The sequence below is a fragment of the Polaribacter marinus genome (assembly GCF_022662535.1).
GTDB classification, from domain to species: domain Bacteria; phylum Bacteroidota; class Bacteroidia; order Flavobacteriales; family Flavobacteriaceae; genus Polaribacter; species Polaribacter marinus.
The window spans coordinates 44,945-64,580 of record NZ_JAKQYM010000009.1 but is presented as its reverse complement, the minus strand read 5'-3'; the positions used below and the strand labels follow the sequence as shown (position 1 = coordinate 64,580).

At 31.3% G+C, this 19,636-nt stretch carries 18 protein-coding genes and 1 tRNA gene; 13 read left to right on the top strand and 6 right to left on the bottom strand.

Annotation, left to right across the window (positions count from 1 at the left end; genetic code table 11):
- The first annotated feature begins 296 nt into the window (after positions 1–296).
- From MC378_RS12165 to MC378_RS12120, 10 genes are all read left to right on the top strand, one after another.
- Positions 297–755: a hypothetical protein gene (locus MC378_RS12165; RefSeq protein WP_242179034.1), complete on the top strand. Its 459-nt coding sequence runs from the start codon at positions 297–299 to the stop codon at positions 753–755.
- A gap of 63 nt (positions 756–818) precedes the next feature.
- On the top strand, positions 819–1,103 hold the full coding sequence (locus MC378_RS12160) for a hypothetical protein (RefSeq protein ID WP_242179033.1): 285 nt from the start codon (positions 819–821) through the stop codon (positions 1,101–1,103).
- A 24-nt stretch (positions 1,104–1,127) separates the two neighbouring features.
- Positions 1,128–2,300 (top strand): hypothetical protein, encoded by a 1,173-nt coding sequence (locus MC378_RS12155; protein WP_242179032.1) that lies wholly within the window; start codon positions 1,128–1,130, stop codon positions 2,298–2,300.
- 3 nt (positions 2,301–2,303) lie between these two features.
- Positions 2,304–3,017 (top strand): hypothetical protein, encoded by a 714-nt coding sequence (locus MC378_RS12150; RefSeq protein WP_242179031.1) that lies wholly within the window; start codon positions 2,304–2,306, stop codon positions 3,015–3,017.
- 127 nt (positions 3,018–3,144) lie between these two features.
- Entirely contained in the window at positions 3,145–4,641 is a 1,497-nt protein-coding gene (locus MC378_RS12145) for a type IV secretory system conjugative DNA transfer family protein (protein WP_242179030.1), read from the top strand.
- 2 nt (positions 4,642–4,643) lie between these two features.
- The gene (locus MC378_RS12140; protein ID WP_242179029.1) at positions 4,644–5,015 is read left to right on the top strand and encodes a DUF2958 domain-containing protein; all 372 of its coding nucleotides are present in this window, start codon (positions 4,644–4,646) and stop codon (positions 5,013–5,015) included.
- Positions 5,015–5,455, top strand: coding sequence for a hypothetical protein (locus tag MC378_RS12135; RefSeq protein ID WP_242179028.1), 441 nt, complete (start codon positions 5,015–5,017; stop codon positions 5,453–5,455). The genes MC378_RS12140 and MC378_RS12135 overlap by 1 nt, the downstream gene beginning before the upstream one ends.
- A gap of 4 nt (positions 5,456–5,459) precedes the next feature.
- Complete coding sequence (locus MC378_RS12130; protein ID WP_242179027.1) at positions 5,460–6,362, top strand: relaxase/mobilization nuclease domain-containing protein; 903 nt, start codon at positions 5,460–5,462, stop codon at positions 6,360–6,362.
- Positions 6,363–6,465: 103 nt separating this feature from the next.
- Entirely contained in the window at positions 6,466–10,281 is a 3,816-nt protein-coding gene (locus tag MC378_RS12125; RefSeq protein ID WP_242179026.1) for a BspA family leucine-rich repeat surface protein, read from the top strand.
- A 356-nt stretch (positions 10,282–10,637) separates the two neighbouring features.
- Entirely contained in the window at positions 10,638–11,399 is a 762-nt protein-coding gene (locus MC378_RS12120) for a Tle-like phospholipase domain-containing protein (RefSeq protein ID WP_242179025.1), read from the top strand.
- A 188-nt stretch (positions 11,400–11,587) separates the two neighbouring features.
- Here the strand turns inward: MC378_RS12120 and MC378_RS12115 are convergent, their stop codons facing one another.
- The 5 genes from MC378_RS12115 to MC378_RS12095 form a co-directional block, all read right to left on the bottom strand.
- A complete protein-coding gene (locus tag MC378_RS12115) occupies positions 11,588–12,697 on the bottom strand; it encodes a hypothetical protein (RefSeq protein ID WP_242179024.1) in 1,110 nt (369 codons plus the stop codon).
- 10 nt (positions 12,698–12,707) lie between these two features.
- Entirely contained in the window at positions 12,708–13,997 is a 1,290-nt protein-coding gene (locus MC378_RS12110) for a BREX system ATP-binding domain-containing protein (RefSeq protein WP_242179023.1), read from the bottom strand.
- Positions 13,994–15,007, bottom strand: a complete 1,014-nt coding sequence (locus MC378_RS12105) for a hypothetical protein (protein WP_242179022.1) — start codon at positions 15,005–15,007, stop codon at positions 13,994–13,996. The genes MC378_RS12110 and MC378_RS12105 overlap by 4 nt, the downstream gene beginning before the upstream one ends.
- A complete protein-coding gene (locus MC378_RS12100; protein ID WP_242179021.1) occupies positions 15,000–16,259 on the bottom strand; it encodes a methyltransferase in 1,260 nt (419 codons plus the stop codon). Before MC378_RS12100 ends, MC378_RS12105 begins: the two co-directional genes overlap by 8 nt.
- A 372-nt stretch (positions 16,260–16,631) precedes the next feature.
- Positions 16,632–16,713 (bottom strand) — tRNA-Leu (locus MC378_RS12095).
- 126 nt (positions 16,714–16,839) lie between these two features.
- Between MC378_RS12095 and MC378_RS12090 the strand changes: the two genes are divergently transcribed.
- The 3 genes from MC378_RS12090 (at position 16,840) to pth (ending at position 19,104) form a co-directional block, all read left to right on the top strand.
- Entirely contained in the window at positions 16,840–17,781 is a 942-nt protein-coding gene (locus tag MC378_RS12090) for a ribose-phosphate pyrophosphokinase (protein WP_242179020.1), read from the top strand.
- 21 nt (positions 17,782–17,802) lie between these two features.
- Positions 17,803–18,405 (top strand): 50S ribosomal protein L25/general stress protein Ctc, encoded by a 603-nt coding sequence (locus tag MC378_RS12085; protein WP_242179019.1) that lies wholly within the window; start codon positions 17,803–17,805, stop codon positions 18,403–18,405.
- Between the two features lie 132 nt (positions 18,406–18,537).
- Complete coding sequence (gene pth, locus MC378_RS12080) at positions 18,538–19,104, top strand: aminoacyl-tRNA hydrolase (RefSeq protein ID WP_242179125.1); 567 nt, start codon at positions 18,538–18,540, stop codon at positions 19,102–19,104.
- Between the two features lie 5 nt (positions 19,105–19,109).
- Here the strand turns inward: pth and MC378_RS12075 are convergent, their stop codons facing one another.
- Positions 19,110–19,559: a 6-pyruvoyl trahydropterin synthase family protein gene (locus tag MC378_RS12075; protein ID WP_242179018.1), complete on the bottom strand. Its 450-nt coding sequence runs from the start codon at positions 19,557–19,559 to the stop codon at positions 19,110–19,112.
- Positions 19,560–19,636: the final 77 nt, after the last annotated feature.

Here is a 19,636-nt window from a genome sequence, read left to right as displayed (position 1 = left end):
TTTTTAAGATTCTGATTATCAATTAAATAAGTGTGTTTAACTTAAAAATACATTGTAGTTTTACCAACAGATTGAGTAAGGAGAAATAAAAAAAACACCTCCAGAAAAAATCTAAAGGCGACCATTTTTCAAAACGGCATTTGAAAAATAGCTGGTCTACAATTAGGTTACTAGCACTAATTGTAAACGTAAGTTTTATCTTATACTAGTTCGGTAAAAATTACAATAGAGATTAGCTGTATTAAAAAGCGGTTTTGAAAAATTCAACAAAAGTTAAATTTTTTAAAAACCAAAAAATGGGAACAGCAAAAATTACATTTCCTTATTTAAAGGAATTAAATGAAGAAATAAAGTCTGGAGATGGTACTAGACAAAATATTGCTTTTAAAACCTTAAAGGTAATAGACCTCAAAGACCTAAACCCTGGTCTTATTATGTACATTCATTATCTTCAGGGTAAATACCATTATTTAAACTTTAAACGTAATGATAGTTTAGCTTCTATAGAAGAAGCTGTTAAGTGTTACCATAAAGTTTTACAAACAGCACGTTGGTATAGAGTAAATGCCCGAAATCCTAAATACTATTTTAAGTATGCAGAAAGCACGCACAAACTTTCCAAGCTAGTTTTTTGTTTGTTCAAGCAAAACGAGTTACAGAATAAAGCGTATTTAATTGCAATACATTCTGGGAGACAGTTTCCAGATAATGGAGGGTCATTTGCTTGGTTACAACGTGATATTTTAAATTCTTAATCAAAAAAGCACAGCTTTATCTGAAGCTGTGCTTTTCTATTCTAAAACTAAAAAAAGAAATTCATGAAAACACAAAACACCTACTCATTTAAAAGTGTAAGAAATTATTTACTGAACCATGATTTTGTAAGTACCTACAGGCAAAGAAACTGTGATGCCTACCACAATTACAAAACCAACGAATATGTATTAGTTCCTTATGAAGAGGGAAATTATACGGAAATCGAATTGTTAAAATTATTTAAAAATAGCAAAGGCATAGAGTTACCTGCAGCAGTAGAAATCTGCCGTTTTAAATTATTTATCCATCAAGAATTAAAAAATAATCACTCAATAAACATTTTATGAAAACAAAACTTTTAAACACAATAAATGAATTCTTCCATGCTAAATCAGTTTGGAGAATTAGAAACAATTCAATCTATAACTCAAAAACAAGAAATTATGAAAGCAACCATAGATAATAAACAGAAAAGTAACAACATCACCATCTTTAGATATAAAATAGAAGATTTAGAAAAGAAGTTAACCCAAGAGCATGAAGCGATTAAATCAACTATTGCGATTCCGTTAGCTCAAGACTTAGGGGCAATGAAGCCCTCTAAACCAGAAGCTACTTGTGAAAAAGATGTTTACAGTGGTGTTATAGAGGGAGCATATTCAAAAATGATGATGACTGCTAAGAAGGAACTACAATCTGAAATAGAAAGTTTTCATATTATTTCAGAGAAGCAAGAAGCTGATATTAAACTCCACGAATTATCAACAGAGCTAGAGAAAATAGAAACAGAACATCGTTTAAAAAAGAGAGAATTAGCTGCATGCGATGACTCTTTATTAAAAAAAGCAGATAGATATAAATGGACACGCTTAACACTTGTTTTTTTAGTGTTGGTTGATACGCTCCTTTCGGGCACGGCTTTACAGGCCATGGGCTACCCGTTAATTGTTTCTTATGTCATTGGATTGGCAATTGGTTTGGGGATTTTCTTTTTAGCAGAAAATTTAGGGGAAATCATTGCGAAAGGTAAAACTCCTGCACAAAAGAGAATGATTACTATTGTAGCGTTTATTTTCCTTTTTATCATCTTCTATATTTTAGGGATTTTTAGGACGACTACTTTCAATAGTAGTAACAATTTTGGGACAGGTGTGCACCCACTTTATTTTGCTTGTTTAAACTTATTCTTTTCAATTATTGCATTCTTGGTGGTGGAGTTTAGAGGTTTAAATAGTAAAGAGAAAAAGCTTTTAGATCGCTACAATATTACCAAAGAAGCTGTTGAAGTATTGGCTAAAAAGATTCAAGAACTAAAGGATGAAATTATTTCTGTACGTCAGGTTCAAGCCGAAGCAGAAGTTGCAAGAAGGCAAATACAAATCTATGCACAAGACATTCAAGAATTGATTCAACGTTTTTTCGAAGACAGTCAAAAAACATTTTATTCAACCAACTGTATTTATCGTTCTGACGGAGAGGTTCCAAAATTCTTTGGAGATACCATTCCTACACTTCCCTCATTTCATAAAGCAATAAAATTATAGATGATGAAAAAGTATATCTACATAATGGTGATTGGGCTGATGCTATCAGCCTGCGCCGATTCAGAAAATACCAATACCGTTATTTCGGTATTGGAAGATATGACAGAGACTGATTTTGTTGCAATACCAGATGCAAAAGAGATCATCACACAATTTGGTTATGAAAAAAACTTATGGAGCTCTGCAACTTTTAGGTATGGAAGGATCAATAGTTTGATACACAATAGTCGTGATTTAATTTCCTTGGGGCAAGAAAAGGCACTTTTAGGGAATGAACTGGAACGAAGAAGGCTGGTTGCTAACTTTAATAAAGATGTTGAAGATATATTAAACAAACCTAAAGATAGTAGTACCTATAACCATTCTTCTATTTGGTTGCCAATTGTAGAAGAATTAAAAGTTTTGCAAAAAGACTCTATTAGTAAATGTAAGCTATATGTCTTTTCAGATTTACAAGAAAATACACGATGGTTTTCCGTTTTTAGAGTTGCAGACATTCATTTATTAGAATCTCAAAGAGATGCTTTGGTGAAAATGTTTTTGGGCAAATCTCAAGGAATTATGCCTTCAAAATTCATAGAGGTTATTGTTGTGTATCAGCCCAAAACAATTGCTGAAGACGAACTATTTCAGAAGCTAAAACAATTGTATGTGCAATTATTTTCAAGCTTGGGAATCTCTATCAAATTTACCGCAAACTTAAATAGTAAAATCTGATGAAGGTTCTTGGCATATTACTTAAGTTTTTTTGGAAGATACTGCTGATTTGTACCTATATGCTCACCAAAGCAGGAGAATTACTATTAGCCACATTTAATAACGCATTTAAACAACTTTTAGACAAATGAGTATCACAGATACAATAAGTATTTTTTTAGAAAAAGGGGAAGAATTGTTAGAAGGAGTTCTTCAAAACCTATTAGCAGGAAAACATAATTTATCTGCTAAATTTGGAAAAGAAAGCAAATTGATTTCTGCACGATATGATGGACTTTCTATTACAGGAACTAAGTATTTAACAGCAAAGAAATCTAAGGAGCATTTATTATGTTTCGCACCCAGTGGTGTTGGTAAATCGACAGTTTTTTTAATTCCTAGTGCTTTAAATATTGCAAACGCAAGTAATAAAAGGCCAGCCAGTATGATTATAAATAATCCCTCTGGAGAACTTTCAAAAATGACGAATTACTTTATTCATCAAGGATATGAAGTATATAGTTTTGATCCTGATAACATAGAACAATCAATTTATTACAATCCTTTGCATCGCATAAAGAATCCTTCGGATATAACAAAGGTAGCTACAATGTTGGTGCAGAAAAACGGTAAAAAGGTATCTGATTTTTGGGATTTAAAATCTATTGAACTGATTAGTTTATTGATTGAATTCCTATTAGAAAACACTTCAAAAATCTATCAGAACATCGCAAACATTTATTATCTGCTGGAGAACTTAGCAGGGAATGAAGATGCGGTTAATGGACTTTTTGCAGACAAAGCTACAGAGAGCCAATGGCGAGCATATAAGAGCGTTATTGCTAACAGCGAGAAGACAAAATCTAACATTATCAGTTCCGCAATTTCTCATTTATCTTTTATTGGAAAAGACCCATCTCTTTGCGATGTAACCAGTTTAGATTCCTTCGATTTCTCTCGGATGAAAACGGAGAAAATAGTGTTGTTTTTAAACTGCAATATTTCTAATATGAATTATTACAGCCCAATTTTCGGTTTGTTTTTTGAACAATTATTTACAGAAATCTTCCGCTCCATTCCAAAAGATTCAGACAATGATTTGTATTTACTCATTGATGAGTTGAGTTCTATTCCGCTCCCAAGCCTTTCAAACGTTATTGCGAATGCACGAAAATACATGTCAATTCTAGGAGTACTCCAGAGTGAAAATCAGCTTTATGAGAATTACGGACAGTATAATGCTAAAAGCATCCTTAACAACGCCTGTAAGGTCTATATGACAGGCTTAAACGATGAATGTGACCGAATATCCAAAGCCTTAGGAGACTATCAGTATTATGAAGATAAGGAGAAGAAAATGCTCCGCACCAGACCGCTTATGACAGGTTCAGAAATTAGAACAATGCCAGTAGATAAGGTTATTGTAATTCCTAATGGTGGTATGAAAGCTTTGTATTGTTCGGTGAAGCCTTATTACAAAATCAAAAAATTTATAGAGGCAATGGAGGTTGAATTACCTGAAGAATATGAGCCAAGACCATCATTTAATTTTACTACACAATACTTGTCTTTGGATAAATATCTCGCAAAGGAAGAAAATGATGAGAAAAATAAAGAAATGAATACAAACTCTAAAATTAAATAGCTATGAAATTAATTACAAAAACTCTCAAAGAAAGATTTCAAGAAGTGGGAGATCAATCGGAAAAAGAAAACCCAACGTTTGTTGCAAAGTTCTTTAACCCCTGTGGCAGTCAGACTTGGTACGCTAGTGAATATTTTCCAGAGCATAATATTTGTAAGGGGTACGTTACTGGAATGTATGTTGATGAGTGGGGAACGTTCAGTATTTCCGAATTAGAAAACCTCACCTTACCTTTTGGCTTAAAAATAGAAAGAGATATTCATTTCAAAGAAATCACTTTTGAGGATTTAACAAAACCAAAAACTCAAAAAAGGGAATCAGAGCTTAAGGGTATAAAAGAGTATAAGGAACAAAAAGGAGAATTAGAGCGATAATGGATTCTTTTGAATATACATCGGTGCATCAGTATTTGGATTGTGTTTTGAAGAACAATCCAAATGCTTCGCATCATCAAATCAAGGAAGCTAAACAAGCTTATTGGAAGTTGTACTATTCACATTACCGCAGACAAAAAAGAAAAAAAAGAAAAGAATATACCCTTGGTTTTTACAATGAACAGCTTAATAAAATTGATAAAAAAAGAGGGAAGCTAACGGTATCCAAATTCTTATACCATACAATTGAGAGAGAGTTGGTTTCAGAAACTCAACCAGAAAATATGATTGAGGAAACTGCAGAAATTCATTTAGAATTGATGCACCTCATTGCTATGGTTGAAGAATTTTTAGATGAGACGGAATCTGACGAAATCACTTCAATCCTGGAGGAGTTAGAAAAATTTGAAATATCATTTTCACAATTACTAAAATCTTAAAAATATGATTATCAAAAGCAAATCAATAAAATCTAAAAAGGCACTTGAGAATACCATCAGATATATTCTAACGAAAGAGAGTCAAAAAGAACTGGGTTTTATTATGAATAAATTTATCAAAGGAGATAGAAAGTTTGATAAACAGATGCAAGAGGCACAAACAGATTTAGTAAAACAAGAGCAAATTTTGGAGAAGAGAATACAGAATATGGTCAAACAATTTGAATCTAATGAATTGAAAAGAAAGATTCAAAGGAGCAATAAAAATAGGGCTTATCATGAGATTGTATCCTTTCACAAATCGGATACTGATAAGTTGCCAAAAAAAGTTCTTTTAAAAATTGCTAGAAAATACGCGAAAGAACGCTCACCTAATTCTATGGTGATTTCAACAATGCATTCGGATAAAGACCACTTGCATATTCACAATGTAATTTCTGCCCTAGAATTCGCAACAGGAAAACCAGTAAGGCTAACAAGAAAAGAATTTAAGGATGTGAAAATTCGTATGGAGCAATTTCAAGAAAAGGAATTAGGGTTAAAGCACAGTAAAGTAGAACATTCTAAAAAAAAACTTCAGATACTTCAGTTAGATATTGACCGAGAATTAAACTTGAGAGGGAAGCGAAGTGAACGTCAAGAAATTCAATCCAAATTAATACAAGTGTTTGCAAAAGTAAGAACAGAAAAAGTCTACTTCAAAGAATTAGAGAAAGCTGGATTAGAATTGTATTCAAGAGGAGGCAAAGTTGTCGGAGTTCAAGGATTTAATAAACGGTATAGATTAAAGACTTTAGGTTTTGACCCAACACGAATTTCATTAGAAAAAGTAAAAGAGAATATTCGACTTAAAGATTTACAGAAACTAAAATCCACTCTTAATAAAAATAAGGAGTTAGAACGATAAGTTTGCTAAATTGATAACCACGATGAAGGGTGATACTTTTCTTATATTTTTAAAGTCGAGAAATCTTGCAATAAGGAAAGATTTGCGGTTAAATACTAAGAATATGAGAAAAAATATACTTTTAATATTATTTATCGCAACTGTATTAATCACACCTCACGTATATGCGGCAGGCAGTGACGACTTTGTTATTACCGTTAAAACAGATAACACAGGAACTTCTGCAGATGATACATTTGTTATTCCAACTTACTCACTCGAAACATATAATTATAATGTTGATTGTAATGATGATGGAACGATGGAATTTACCGCACAAACGGGAAATGTAACTTGTGATTATTCCACCATAGGAGGTGCAGGAACTTATACAATTCGTATTGAGGATAATGTGGGTGATGGTTCAGGTTTCCCTGCTATTTATTTTATTGCAAGTGTGAATAAGGAAAAAATCGTTTCAGTAGATCAATGGGGAACTGGTAAATGGACTAGTTTTTATGCTGCTTTTTATGGTGCAAAAAAAATGGTAGTAAATGCTACTGATACTCCAGACTTATCAAATGTAGATAGTACTTCTTTTATGTTTAAAGATGCTTATTTAGCGAATCCAAATACAACTAATTGGGATACTTCTAATGTGACAAATATGAGCCGAATGTTTGAAACTGCGATTGCAGCTAATCCAGATACTACCAATTGGAATACTGCAAATGTTACAGATATGTCATTTATGTTTAAGCAAGCATCAATAGCAAATCCCAACACCACGAATTGGAATATAGATAAGGTAACTAATATGGAAGGAATGTTTTATCAAGCAGACTTGGCAAATCCAAATACCATCAATTGGAATACTATAAATGTAACGAATATGTCAAATATGTTTGTTTCAGCTGACCTAGCAAATCCCAATGTATCAAACTGGAACACTTCTAATGTAACCACTATGCAAGGTATGTTTCAAGGGGCTACTTCTGCAAACCCAAATACAACGAATTGGAATACTGATAAGGTAACAAATATGGCAGGAATGTTTGCTGGAGCCACTTCTGCAAATCCAGATGTTTCAGGGTGGAATACTTCTAGTGTGACTATTATTAGCGACATGTTTTCAGGTGCCACTTCTGCTAATCCAGATACTACTAATTGGAACATTTCCAAGGTAAGTAATCTAACTAATATGTTTCGTAATGCCACTTCAGCAAATCCAAATGTTTCAAATTGGGATACATCCAAAATAACAGATATGAAAAGAATGTTCCAAGGAGCTACTTCTGCTATCCCAAACACTACTAATTGGGATACCTCAAAGCTGAGAAATATATCAGAAATGTTCCAAGGAGCTACTACTGCAAATCCAGATGTGTCAAATTGGGATGTTGTTGAGATAGATAATGCGTATAATGCTATGACTAACTCTGCTTTCTCTACCACAAACTATGACGCATTATTAGAAAATTGGAGTGCCCAAGCCCTTCAATCAGGAGTTAATTTGGGGGTAGTTCCTGCTGAGTACTGTAGTATAAATGCATCCATTGGTCGTGACGATATGATTAATGGAAATAACTGGTCTATTACAGATAATGGATTGGGTGGTGGTTGTACGGTAGTTCCACCTCAACATCGTCCAGCTTCAGCTCCAGATCTTCTTGTAAGTTCTGATACTGGTACATCGTCAACTGATAATAGCACTTCAGAAACAAATCCAGATTTTGATATCTCTTGTACCCAAACGGGAAACACTGTAACGCTATATTCTAATCAACCGTCAATGAACACTATAATTGGTTCTCATACTTGTGTTGGAGTTGGTACAGAAACAATAGCAACATCTACAACATTATCCGAGTTGGTCCATAATATTTCGTATACAGAAACAATTACTGGGATAGAATCAGCGCATTCACCAGTACTCCCTGTTTCTATTGTTTCTGAAGCTGCATATAGATTTACCTTAAATCTTTCTGATGGAACAAATACGAAAACAACCCGTATTGTTATAGGAACTGGTGATGGATACGAAAAAGGTTTAGATGTTGGATATGATGCAGGAGCATTTGGAGCAGATCTTCCTGGGACTGGTTTTATAAATATGTTTGATTCTAAATTAGCTGTATATACTCGTCTTATTGAGGATACTTTAGGTCAAGGTTTAGCGTTTACTATACAATCACTTCCGGAATCTGAATTAGATGATATGACTACGGAAGTTGGGGTGAGTGTTGCGTCAGATACTAATGTGGTTTTAGATATAGATATTGCTGATATCCTAGGAAATCCAACCACTCTACCTGTAGGTAATTTACTGATTCTTGAAGATCGTTTATTGGGCACTTTCACAGAATTACAAGATACTGGAACTAGCTATACTACTGCCGTTTCAACAAGTGAGTCAGAAATTGGGCGTTTTTATCTACACATGACAACTGATGTGACAGACCCAACTGGTCCTGGTTCAATGTCGTTACCAACGACATTAATTAATGATATAAATGCTAATATTGTTGGTTCATGTGGTACAGATGTTTCTAATGGGAGTGTATTGGTAACGACAACTCCTGTGAATGGTTTTACGAACCAATACAACACATCAATACGATTAGATGCTAATGGAGATTTTACTATCACGGATCCAAACTGGAGTGAAGGATCATATTCTGTGAATTTTTCATGTACTGATAAGGTTGGAAACGGACCAACAACTATGGGACCATTCGGACCGATTGAAATCGACACCACCCCGCCTCCAACCCCCACAACCCCAGACCTACAAGCAGGATCAGACACAGGACTCACTAACTCTGATAACAATACGTCAGATAGTACACCCACTTTTGATATTACTTGTACTGAATCAGACAGCACCATCACCCTGTATGCTGAGGGAATATCAGCAGGAACTCACGTATGTACTGCTATTGGCTCAACTATGGTAATGGTCTCAACAACTCTTTTAGATGGCACCTATGATTTTACAATTAGTGAAACAGACCTTGCTGGTAATGAGTCACCACAATCTTCCTCACTGTCAGTAGTTATCGATACCACTATCGATCCGGTTACACTTAATACACCAACAACAGGATCACCCTTATCAGGAACAGCCGATGTTAATAGTACCGTCACAATTACTACACCAAGTGGAGCAACATGTACTAATACAGCAAATGCAACAGGTGCTTACACTTGTACGCTCTCACCATCACCCGTAGATGGAGAAAACATTACGGCAATATCTATTGATATCTTTGGAAACACGGCAAGTACCATCGAAGTAGGAGGGATTGATACAAATGCTCCAGGTAACCCAATTATTAATCTAGTTACCGCAGGAGACACTGTTATTACTGGCTCAGGAGAAAACGGAACAACTATTACTCTTGATATTGCAACATGTACCAACGCACCCGTAATTGTTGCAGGAGGTGTATGGTCATGTGATCTAAAGCCTACCGATGCACCGAATAAAGGAGAAGGTATCGTTGCAACGTCAACTGATATTGCAGGGAATTATAGTACGGGGGTGTACAGAATTCCTAGTGATAAAAAAACTAGTTCAAAGCGAGTTTCAAAAGCAAGATTAAAGGAAATATTTGGTAAGAAAATAGAAGAAATTGTACTTGAAGAGCAAGCCGAACCTATTACAAATGAGACTAAGTATAATTGCTTTGTTAACTACAATCGTTTAATTAAACGAGGAATGCAAGGAGGAGATGTTAAACAAGTACAAAAATGTATTGCGTCACTTGGGTATCCAACAGGGCCATTTGATGGTATCTATGGACCTCTAACCCATGCTGGTATACGTTCATACCAACAAGCAAATAATCTTATGCTTGATGGAATTATTGGACCCGAAACTGCAGGGCACTTGAATGGTCTATCTGGTGTAGCATTAGATGGCTTAACAAAACTCTAGTATTATTATAAATTTGTTTAAAGAAAAACAAGACAGAGAAGTAATTCTCTGTTTTCTTTTTGTTGATAAAAGGGATTCCAAAGGTCTCCTTTGGCAAGACTGCTTTTGAATTGTTCCGCTGAACTGTTCAAAAGCAATCTTGCAAAATTCAAGTTTTTGGATTTTCCGTTTATTTTGATTTGTCGAAAAAGCATCGCAATGCGACTTTCGTTTAATCGAAGACGTCTGCTTCCAAAAAGTCCGCAGACGACTTTGGACAGACCTCAAAAATGTCTTTTAAATATTAAATTATCAGGTGTTTATACTTGGAAATACATATTTATAAATATGTATATTTGAAGCAAACTACTTTTGATATGAGAAATATTTTAATATTATTTATTTTTTCAGTTTTCGTTTCTGGATGTTGTTCATCTAAAATTGAGCTTACAGGATGTAAACATTCTTCAGGATGGTGTAATGAAATAAGAGATATTTCGTCCGAATCTTGGAAATATGCTCAATTATCAAAAAATGTATATAAAGATGATTATAAGTTTGATGTTTCTGCTTTTTTTGAATCTTTAGAGGTTTTTTCGAATGATAAAATTGATTATTATTCTGAACTTTTTAAAGATAAATCAAATGGAGATTTAGTGTTAGTTTTTAGAGGTACTGATTCATTTGAAGATTTTAGAACTGGTAATAATCCTTTCAAGCAAAGACAGAATGATTATGCCTTAAAGATATTTGATGAAATCAGAAACAAATACGGTTCAGAAAACTATATTGTAGCTGGGCATTCTCTTGGTGGAGGTATATCAATTCATGTTTCTCTAAATAGAGAGAATGTAGTAGCATTTTCATTTAATGGAAGTCCCGTTTTTAGAAATAAGAAGAATTTTAAAAATAAGAGATACAGTATTGTTGAGAATGGTGAGATATTGAAAATAGTTAGACTTTTAGGTAAAGAAGCTAACCAATTATATACTTCTATAGGATGTTCAAAAGGAAATCTTATTTCGCAACATGATATGAAAAGTTTGGCATTATGTTTAACTCAGATAGGAGCGATTAAAAATCATCAAGCTAGGGAGTCATTAAAAACCAACAATATTGACTTTAAGTATAAAAAATAACTTTATTTAATCCTTATTTGATTTAACTCAGTAAGACGAGATTTCATCTTTACACCCTACGTTTTTCCAATTCTATTTTTCTCAATAATGGATGCTTTTGAACTGTTCAGTTGAAAGAGACCAAAAAGATAACTTTGAAAACATCATAAACTTATTTAGATTTTATATCTTAATTAGTTAATTATTAATTAAATTTTAGAATCAGGATGTATAAATACTAAATTCCCTTTTGATGTAATTTTTTCCATTAATTCTTTATCTATGAAATTGTTTTCTGCATCTTTTAATCTTAAAGAAATTCTTCGTGATTTAACATCTTCTGTTGCGTGATAAGGAAAAGAGTCAATTTCTCTATAACAATAAAATCCAGTAAAAAAAGAATGGTGTGTGTAAATATCAATTTCCAAACCATTTTTATAAATAACAACAGTATACATTTCATTTTCTAACCCCTGACTTTCAATTAATTCAAAACAAAATAGCTCTTTTTTTAAATTACCACTTGATTCACAATTTAATGTTTTACCGAGTAGTAAATTGTTATTCTTTAACTTTATATGTTCAAAAATAAAATCAGATACAAAAGTATCTATAACATCTTTCTCTAAAGATTGACACAGATTTAAAGCTTTCTTATTTGCTAACTTAATCTCTTCAATTTTAAACGTGTATGGTGAGCTTAAACCATGCTCATCTAAAACATTGTCAATTGATGACATTCTTTCTTTTTCATTACCAGAAAATGAGTTGTAAAATTGTTTATCATTTGTTAAAAAAATAGAGTGATCTTCTTTTAATAAAGGTTGTGGAAAAATACTCGAGAGTAAAACTAAACTATCCTCTTTTGATATTCTTGAGGATAAGACTAAATCTTGATGTGGCTTCCATAGGTCTTCATGCAGAATATTATCTTCATAGATTATTCCATAATTATCATTCATCTCCTTTAATTCATCTTCAATAATGATTTTTATATCCTGATAGCAATCTTGAAAATCTAATTCAGGAGCTTTAAATCCATTCCTATATTTTAATGCAGAACTAAAATTCATAGTTCCCCCAGAGCTTTGAGATTCTTGGTGTATTGCTCTTAAATAATGCTCATATTTTCTAATACCAATAAATTCATAGGTCACAAACCTAGAGCAAACTATATCTACAAAAGGAGATTTATTGAGTTTTGAAAAGAAATAATTAAAACTAGGAAAAGTATTATCTATTAAATATGCCAATAATTGAGTATCAATGGCTATTTTTATTTTAAAATTTGTAAGAATAGTACCTGTAGGTTTTGTCATATTGATCGAATTAGTTTTCAAAATACTTTTCTACAAATTCAGCACTAATTTCATCATTATCATTTAATTCATCAGCAGCTCTTTCCATAATGAAATATAATTTTCTTAAAACTAATCTTGGTAATTCTTCTGATGCTTTATTTAAAAAATCTATAGCTTCATCGGAAAAAGGAAAGATATTTTCACTTGGTTCTCTAGATAAGTTTAAATAATTTAGTATAATTTGTTTTGTTTGAGTATTTGATAAACGTTCTATATTTATTTGTCTATCTGTTAATCTATCAACCAAAGGAGGTGATGTTTTTTTTATGTCATCTAAGGCAGTTCTAGTAAGTGCAATCAGCAAACACCATCTTCTTTCTTTGTCTATTAATGCTCTTAAATTGTAGGCATAAGAATCACTTTCCTTTTTTGTTAATCTACCAGATGTAATATCTTCAAACTCATCAACAAGTAAATAAAATCTTTCAAAACCTTGATTTTGTATTATATTAATAATTGCGTTTAATAGTTTAACAACTTTATTATCTAAATATTTACCAGAGCCTGTAGTAATAGTTTCCCATGTTTTATTGACTCCAAAATCTTCTGAAATTAAATTATAGAAATAATCAGAAATCACTGGGTCATTACTATTTTCTTTCTCAAAAATTCTTAATATAATAGATTTAAGTGTCTGATTGAATTCAGTTCTTTTGGTTCTGTTATTTATTTGATTTAAAAATGCGTCTAAAAAAGCTTTATGATTAGATTCATTTTCAACCGAAAAAGGATCATTATCACTACCAAACATTTGACCTTGTTTATCGGATAAATAGCTTAAAAGTGAGTTTTTGTAATCATTACTGTCTTTTTTAATTTCATCAATAACTTGATTCCAAAGATATTTTTTGAATTGTTCTTGTCCAATTTTCTCAATTATAGATCCAATTAGTTCTGATAATTTTGTTCCAGGATTATTGATATAAATTACAAAAGCTTTTTTATCTTGATTCTGAATTAAGTATTTCGCATATAATAAAAGTTGAGTTTTCCCAGTTCCATAATCGCCAGTTATTGTTCCAATAAGTTTTTGATCTTCCTCTTGTGTTGAAAACAAAGAATCCTTTACATAATTAATTATTTGCATATGTACTTCATCATCAATTGGTATTAATAACCTTGTTTGATCACTTGATTCATTAATATTTGCCGTCCCAGATTTTGGAAAAGGGTTTGATGTTAGGTCAAATTTTTCAAATCTTTCCTGATCAGATTGATTTGCCCTTTTATTAAAAATTTTATTTATATCAATGCTCATTTTCTTAAAATTAGGTGTGAAATATAATTGTTATTAATTATAGGGTAAAGATATGTTGCGTCTTTTATATTCCCAATACTATTTTTCCCTTTAATAATGAAAATTTCAGAAGTTCTCTCAAAAGTCAATTTATCGTTAGAATGAATTTCATTTATAATAAATTTTTTCACACTCTCTACAGAAAAAGAAAAATCATTTACTATTTTAAAAATTAATTCAGGAATAGATATTTGCCTATTCTTAAAAGGTTTGTTCGCTATATAATTTACTAAATCAAATTTTTTAAAAGGTTTGATAAAATATACTAAAGTTAAATTTTTATCAATATCAGTTTTAAAATCGATTAATGAAAGGTTAAACTTATCTATTATTTTTAAATAAGTTCCCCATTTTATATATACTTCACAAAACCTCATTAAATGCGAAAGCTCATCGTTAATTTTATATATATATTTAATAGACTCAATATTATTTATTAATCTATTATAAAATCTATTCTCAATTTTATAAAAGTATAAATGCTTTGATTGAGTAATAAAATCAATTTCATTTAATACTTCATAATTTTCATGAAACTCAATACTTGGATTAATAAACCAAGAAGAAATTTCTTTAAACCTAAAATAAGAAAAGAAAATTTCTTTAAAAACAAAAGTATCAGAAGTACTTATATCTGAATTTATAACAGAATTTATAAAAACTTCACTCTTTATAGAATAGTCTTGGTAGACTAATTGGAAGTTTACTAATGCATTTAAATATTCAAGAACTTTTCTTTCATTCCAATCTTTACTTTCTGGAATAACTTTTTTTTCAACTTCTATTGATATTGTTTTTAAATCTTTTTTAAAAGGATATTTTAATACTAAATAAACATCTCTTAAAGCTCTTAAGGAATATATATTAGAATAAGTCCACCCCTTGTTGAATTTGATTTTTGCATCTTCATCAGAAAGGATAGGAAGTGTTTTTTCGGTAGCTCCTTTTATTTCAATTAATTTTTTATTCAAGAATTAATATGTTTTCAGATAATTTTAAACTATGTCTATATCTTAATGATTGCCATTTAGTACCTCTTTCTCTTATTTTTATAATTTTATAATCATTAAACCCAACATTTTTTGCTATTTCACCCAACATTTTTGTAGTATCAATAAAAACACCATAAGGGGCAGAGTCTCCCAATACTAGATAAGCTTTACTTCCATCACGTAAAACTCTTTTCATTTCAACAAGGACTTTGTACATATCTTCAAAATAATAAAGTGAAAGTATATGAAAACTTTTTTTTCCTTTTCGTGTTTTACTTATTTCGTGAATCTTGAAAATATCAGGCATTATGCTATCCATGATTTTTTTATTTTCAATATAAAAATCTCTTAACTTCCATTCTTCAAATTTAAATTCACTTTCTTTATAATGTGTAGTGGCGCCAGTTACTAATTTCTTTCTTACTTTTTCTGTAATGTCACCCCAACTATCTGTAATTCCATAAAAATGCGAACATACTTTTGATACTTCACCGTAATCCAAATTGTTTAAGTAAGGAGGAGATGTTATACAAATTGAACATGAGTTATCTGGTATGTTACTATTAATCTCACGTGAATCTTGTAAGTATATACTTGTCGTCTTTGGTAAACCTTTAACAGATTTTAAATCTAACAACATTTTTATTACTGTATTTTTAAAAGTTTCTAATGCGCTTAATGAATTACTTAAAGTTTTACTTCTAGATATATATGGTATTGCAATTGGATGAATACTTACTTTATGCAAGGTTTGTGTTAGAGCTAATTCCAGAAATGTAGCTTCATCTACATTTTTAACTTTTTCCCTAATAAAATCCCTAATAAAATATAATTGAAATAAGTCACCCTCTGAATAAAGGGTTTTATGTAATTCATGAATGGGGATTAAATTAGAATTTAAGGATGTACTTGATTCAATTTCATTAATAATATTCTTAATGTTTGTAAAATTAATGTTCCAATTCAATTTAGCATTAATTACTCCAAATAAAAGTTTTTGAGCTTCATTGCCGACTGCGCGAATTCCTCTTTTTTGAGCAGAGACCAATGTTGTCCCACACCCTGCAAAGCTTTCATATATTACATCATCTTTCCCAAGGTTTTCATCCTTTATTATTTTATCAACTAATTTATATGAAAATCCAGCAGTAAACCTATACCAATCGTGTACTGGACTTTTTCTGTTATCTTTCGCTGTACCTATTTCCTTGTGAAGTTCTGTTGAATTCATTTTTAGCCAATTCTATTATTAGAATTAAAATACTATATATTTATCTTTTAATGTAATTTTTCAAAAGTAAGAATTTATAATAACAAGTTAATGTAATATAAACAAAGACTAAAAAATTAGGTCAATAAAACATAAAGAATTATTTTAGTGTGGGAATAAAAATTCATTTAAAGAACGTCCAATTAAAAGTTGAAGTAGCCGTATAAAAAGAAATCAAGCACATAAAAAGATGAGGAATAGCTATCTTCGATTTAAAACATATTGTACTTAATAACAAACCAGTATTCCAATATAATAAGAAAATTCAATTTGTTTGACCTATGTTTGACCCAAATAAAAAACCGAAGTGTAAAACTTCGGTTTTTATCAGTGTACTCAAGGCGGGAATCGAACCCGCACTTCCGAAAAAACTGGATTTTGAATCCAGCGCGTCTACCAATTCCGCCACTTGAGCATAAAATAATTTAGATTGCAAATCTACTAAATATTTTTAGTTTTTAAAGTCTAAAAATAAATTTCAAACTCAATAAATAATATCTACTTTTGTTTGCTAACAACAACAACACAAAAATACAACTAAATGCCTACAAATCAATTAGCGCCAAAACTTTTTGCTTGCTCTCAAAGTACTGTTTTAGCAGAAAAAATTGCAAAAGAATACAATACAACATTAGGAAAAGTAATAACCACAAAGTTTAGCGACGGAGAATTTCAGCCAGCTTTTGAAGAATCTGTTCGTGGAAGACGTGTATTTATTATAGGTTCCACTTTTCCAAATGCAGACAATTTAATGGAAATGTTATTGATGTTAGATGCTGCTAAAAGAGCATCAGCAAGACATATTACAGCAGTAATGCCTTATTTTGGTTGGGCAAGACAAGATAGAAAAGATAAGCCAAGAGTTGCTATTGGTGCAAAATTAGTAGCTAACTTATTACAAACAGCTGGTGCTACAAGAATTATGACTATGGATTTACATGCAGATCAAATTCAAGGTTTTTTTGAAAAACCTGTAGATCATTTATTTGCGTCAACAATTTTTATGCCTTACATCAACAATTTAAAACTAGAGAATTTAACCATTGCGTCACCTGATATGGGGGGTTCTAAAAGAGCTTATGCATATTCTAAACACTTACATTCTGATGTAGTAATTTGTTATAAACAACGTAAAAAAGCCAATGTAATTTCTCATATGGAGTTAATTGGGGATGTAGCAGGAAAGAATGTGATTTTGGTTGATGACATGATAGACACTGGAGGAACATTAGCACACGCTGCAAATTTAATGATGGAAAGAGGGGCTTTAAGTGTTCGTGCAATATGTACGCATCCAATACTTTCTGGAGACGCTTATGAAAAAATAGAAAATTCAGGATTAACAGAGCTAATCGTTTCAGATACAATTCCGTTAAAAAAGACAACATCTAAGATAAAAGTTGTATCTTGCGCGCCATTATTTGCGGATGTTATGCATAAAGTGCAAGACAACACTTCAATTAGTGGACAATTTTTAATGTAAATAAATTAATACAAAAAAGTAATGAAATCAATTACAATTAAAGGATCAAAAAGAGAAAGCGTGGGTAAAGTAGCTACTAAAGCCTTACGTAATGCTGGTATGGTTCCTTGCGTTATATACGGAGGAGAAAACCCAATACACTTTTCAGCAGAAGAAAAAGCGTTTAAAAACTTGGTATTTACTCCAAACGTTTATACAGCAAGTATTAATGTTGATGGACAAAAAGTAGGAGCGATTTTACAAGACATTCAATTTCACCCTGTAACAGATAGAATTTTACACGTAGATTTTTATCAATTATTTGATGATAAAGAAGTAACAATGAACATTCCTGTAAAATTAACAGGTACTTCTCCAGGAGTTTTAAATGGAGGTTCTTTACGTTTTACAAATCGTAAATTAAAAATAAAAGCATTACCTGCTAACTTGCCAGATTTTGTTACTGCAGATATTTCTAAATTAAAAATTGGAAATAAATTATTTGTAACTTCATTATTTAATGATGATTATACATTTATGCACCCAGATAATACTGTTGTAGTTCAAGTAAGAACTTCTCGTAACGCAACAGTAGTGGAAGAAGACGAAACAGAAGCAGCAGCTCCTGAAGCAGCAGCAGAATAAATTTTGCAAACATAATTTACAAAAGCGTTACAAATCTGTAACGCTTTTTTTATTTTAGTATTTTACCAAATGAGTTTAAGAAGTTTATTGTTTAATTTTTTTGGTACAAAAGTTGAATCTAAAGAAGAATTGATGAAGAAATTTTTAATTGTTGGTTTAGGAAATATTGGTGATAAGTATACAAACACGCGTCATAATATTGGCTTTAAAATTGTTGATGAAGTTGCAGAAGAACACAATGTAACTTTTGAAACCGAAAAATTAGGAGACGTTGCTACTTTTCGATTTAAAGGAAGAACATTTGTTTTATTAAAACCAAGTACCTTTATGAATTTAAGTGGAAAATCGGTTAAATATTGGATGGACAAAGAGAAAATATCTATAGAGAATATTCTAATTGTTACAGATGATGTCAATATAGATTTTGGTACCATTCGTTTAAAAGCAAAAGGTTCAGCTGGTGGGCATAATGGATTAAAAGATATTCAAGAAAAATTAAACACTCAACAATATGCGCGTTTTAGATTTGGAGTTGGAGCAAATTACCCAAAAGGAAGACAAGTAGATTTTGTTTTAGGAGAGTGGAGTAAAGAAGAAACAAGTCAATTAATAGAGCGTTTGCCTACTTCTGCAAAAGTTATTACTTCTTTTGGAACAGCAGGGTTAAATAATACCATGAACACTTTTAATGGAAAATAATTTTTTTAATTTTCGCTAGCAAACCATTCCGCAAAAGAAGATTCTGTTTCTTGTAATTTTAGAGAAAACAAATTAATATTTTCTGGTAAACGATTCTTTATTTTTTTTGCAAAATCAATTACCATCATTTCGCTAGTTGGCTGGTAGTCAACGAGAATAACATGGTGGTCTCTTTCTTTTAATTCTTTTGCCAACTCAATATGAGGTGTGTTTTTGTTAAAAACGGTAGCATGGTCAAAAACATCTACAATTTCTTCTTTTACAATTTTTTTAAGGTCAGAAAAGTCAATTACCATTCCAAATTTAACGTTTGTATGGTCTGTAATTGGTTTTCCAGAAACTGTTACAGAAAGTTTGTAAGAATGTCCGTGAACATTTTTACACTTTCCATCATAGCCATAAAGTGCATGACCTGTTTCAAAATTAAACTGTTTAGTAATTCTAATTGTGCTCATTAACGACGCTTGTTTCTATATTTGTTGTAAAAGTATACAATTACTAATGCTATTGCTAATCCTAAAAATAAAAAGTC

Bases quoted from the DNA above. Each gene is read 5' to 3' on its own strand.
- MC378_RS12075 (WP_242179018.1), bottom strand. From the start codon at position 19,559: ATGAGCACAATTAGAATTACTAAACAGTTTAATTTTGAAACAGGTCAT.
- MC378_RS12130 (WP_242179027.1), top strand. From the start codon at position 5,460: ATGATTATCAAAAGCAAATCAATAAAATCTAAAAAGGCACTTGAGAAT.
- MC378_RS12100 (WP_242179021.1), bottom strand. From the start codon at position 16,259: ATGAATTCAACAGAACTTCACAAGGAAATAGGTACAGCGAAAGATAAC.
- MC378_RS12155 (WP_242179032.1), top strand. From the start codon at position 1,128: ATGAATTCTTCCATGCTAAATCAGTTTGGAGAATTAGAAACAATTCAA.
- MC378_RS12135 (WP_242179028.1), top strand. From the start codon at position 5,015: ATGGATTCTTTTGAATATACATCGGTGCATCAGTATTTGGATTGTGTT.
- MC378_RS12120 (WP_242179025.1), top strand. From the start codon at position 10,638: ATGAGAAATATTTTAATATTATTTATTTTTTCAGTTTTCGTTTCTGGA.
- MC378_RS12140 (WP_242179029.1), top strand. From the start codon at position 4,644: ATGAAATTAATTACAAAAACTCTCAAAGAAAGATTTCAAGAAGTGGGA.
- pth (WP_242179125.1), top strand. From the start codon at position 18,538: ATGAAGAAATTTTTAATTGTTGGTTTAGGAAATATTGGTGATAAGTAT.
- MC378_RS12125 (WP_242179026.1), top strand. From the start codon at position 6,466: ATGAGAAAAAATATACTTTTAATATTATTTATCGCAACTGTATTAATC.
- MC378_RS12165 (WP_242179034.1), top strand. From the start codon at position 297: ATGGGAACAGCAAAAATTACATTTCCTTATTTAAAGGAATTAAATGAA.
- MC378_RS12115 (WP_242179024.1), bottom strand. From the start codon at position 12,697: ATGACAAAACCTACAGGTACTATTCTTACAAATTTTAAAATAAAAATA.
- MC378_RS12150 (WP_242179031.1), top strand. From the start codon at position 2,304: ATGAAAAAGTATATCTACATAATGGTGATTGGGCTGATGCTATCAGCC.
- MC378_RS12090 (WP_242179020.1), top strand. From the start codon at position 16,840: ATGCCTACAAATCAATTAGCGCCAAAACTTTTTGCTTGCTCTCAAAGT.
- MC378_RS12145 (WP_242179030.1), top strand. From the start codon at position 3,145: ATGAGTATCACAGATACAATAAGTATTTTTTTAGAAAAAGGGGAAGAA.
- MC378_RS12160 (WP_242179033.1), top strand. From the start codon at position 819: ATGAAAACACAAAACACCTACTCATTTAAAAGTGTAAGAAATTATTTA.
- MC378_RS12085 (WP_242179019.1), top strand. From the start codon at position 17,803: ATGAAATCAATTACAATTAAAGGATCAAAAAGAGAAAGCGTGGGTAAA.
- MC378_RS12110 (WP_242179023.1), bottom strand. From the start codon at position 13,997: ATGAGCATTGATATAAATAAAATTTTTAATAAAAGGGCAAATCAATCT.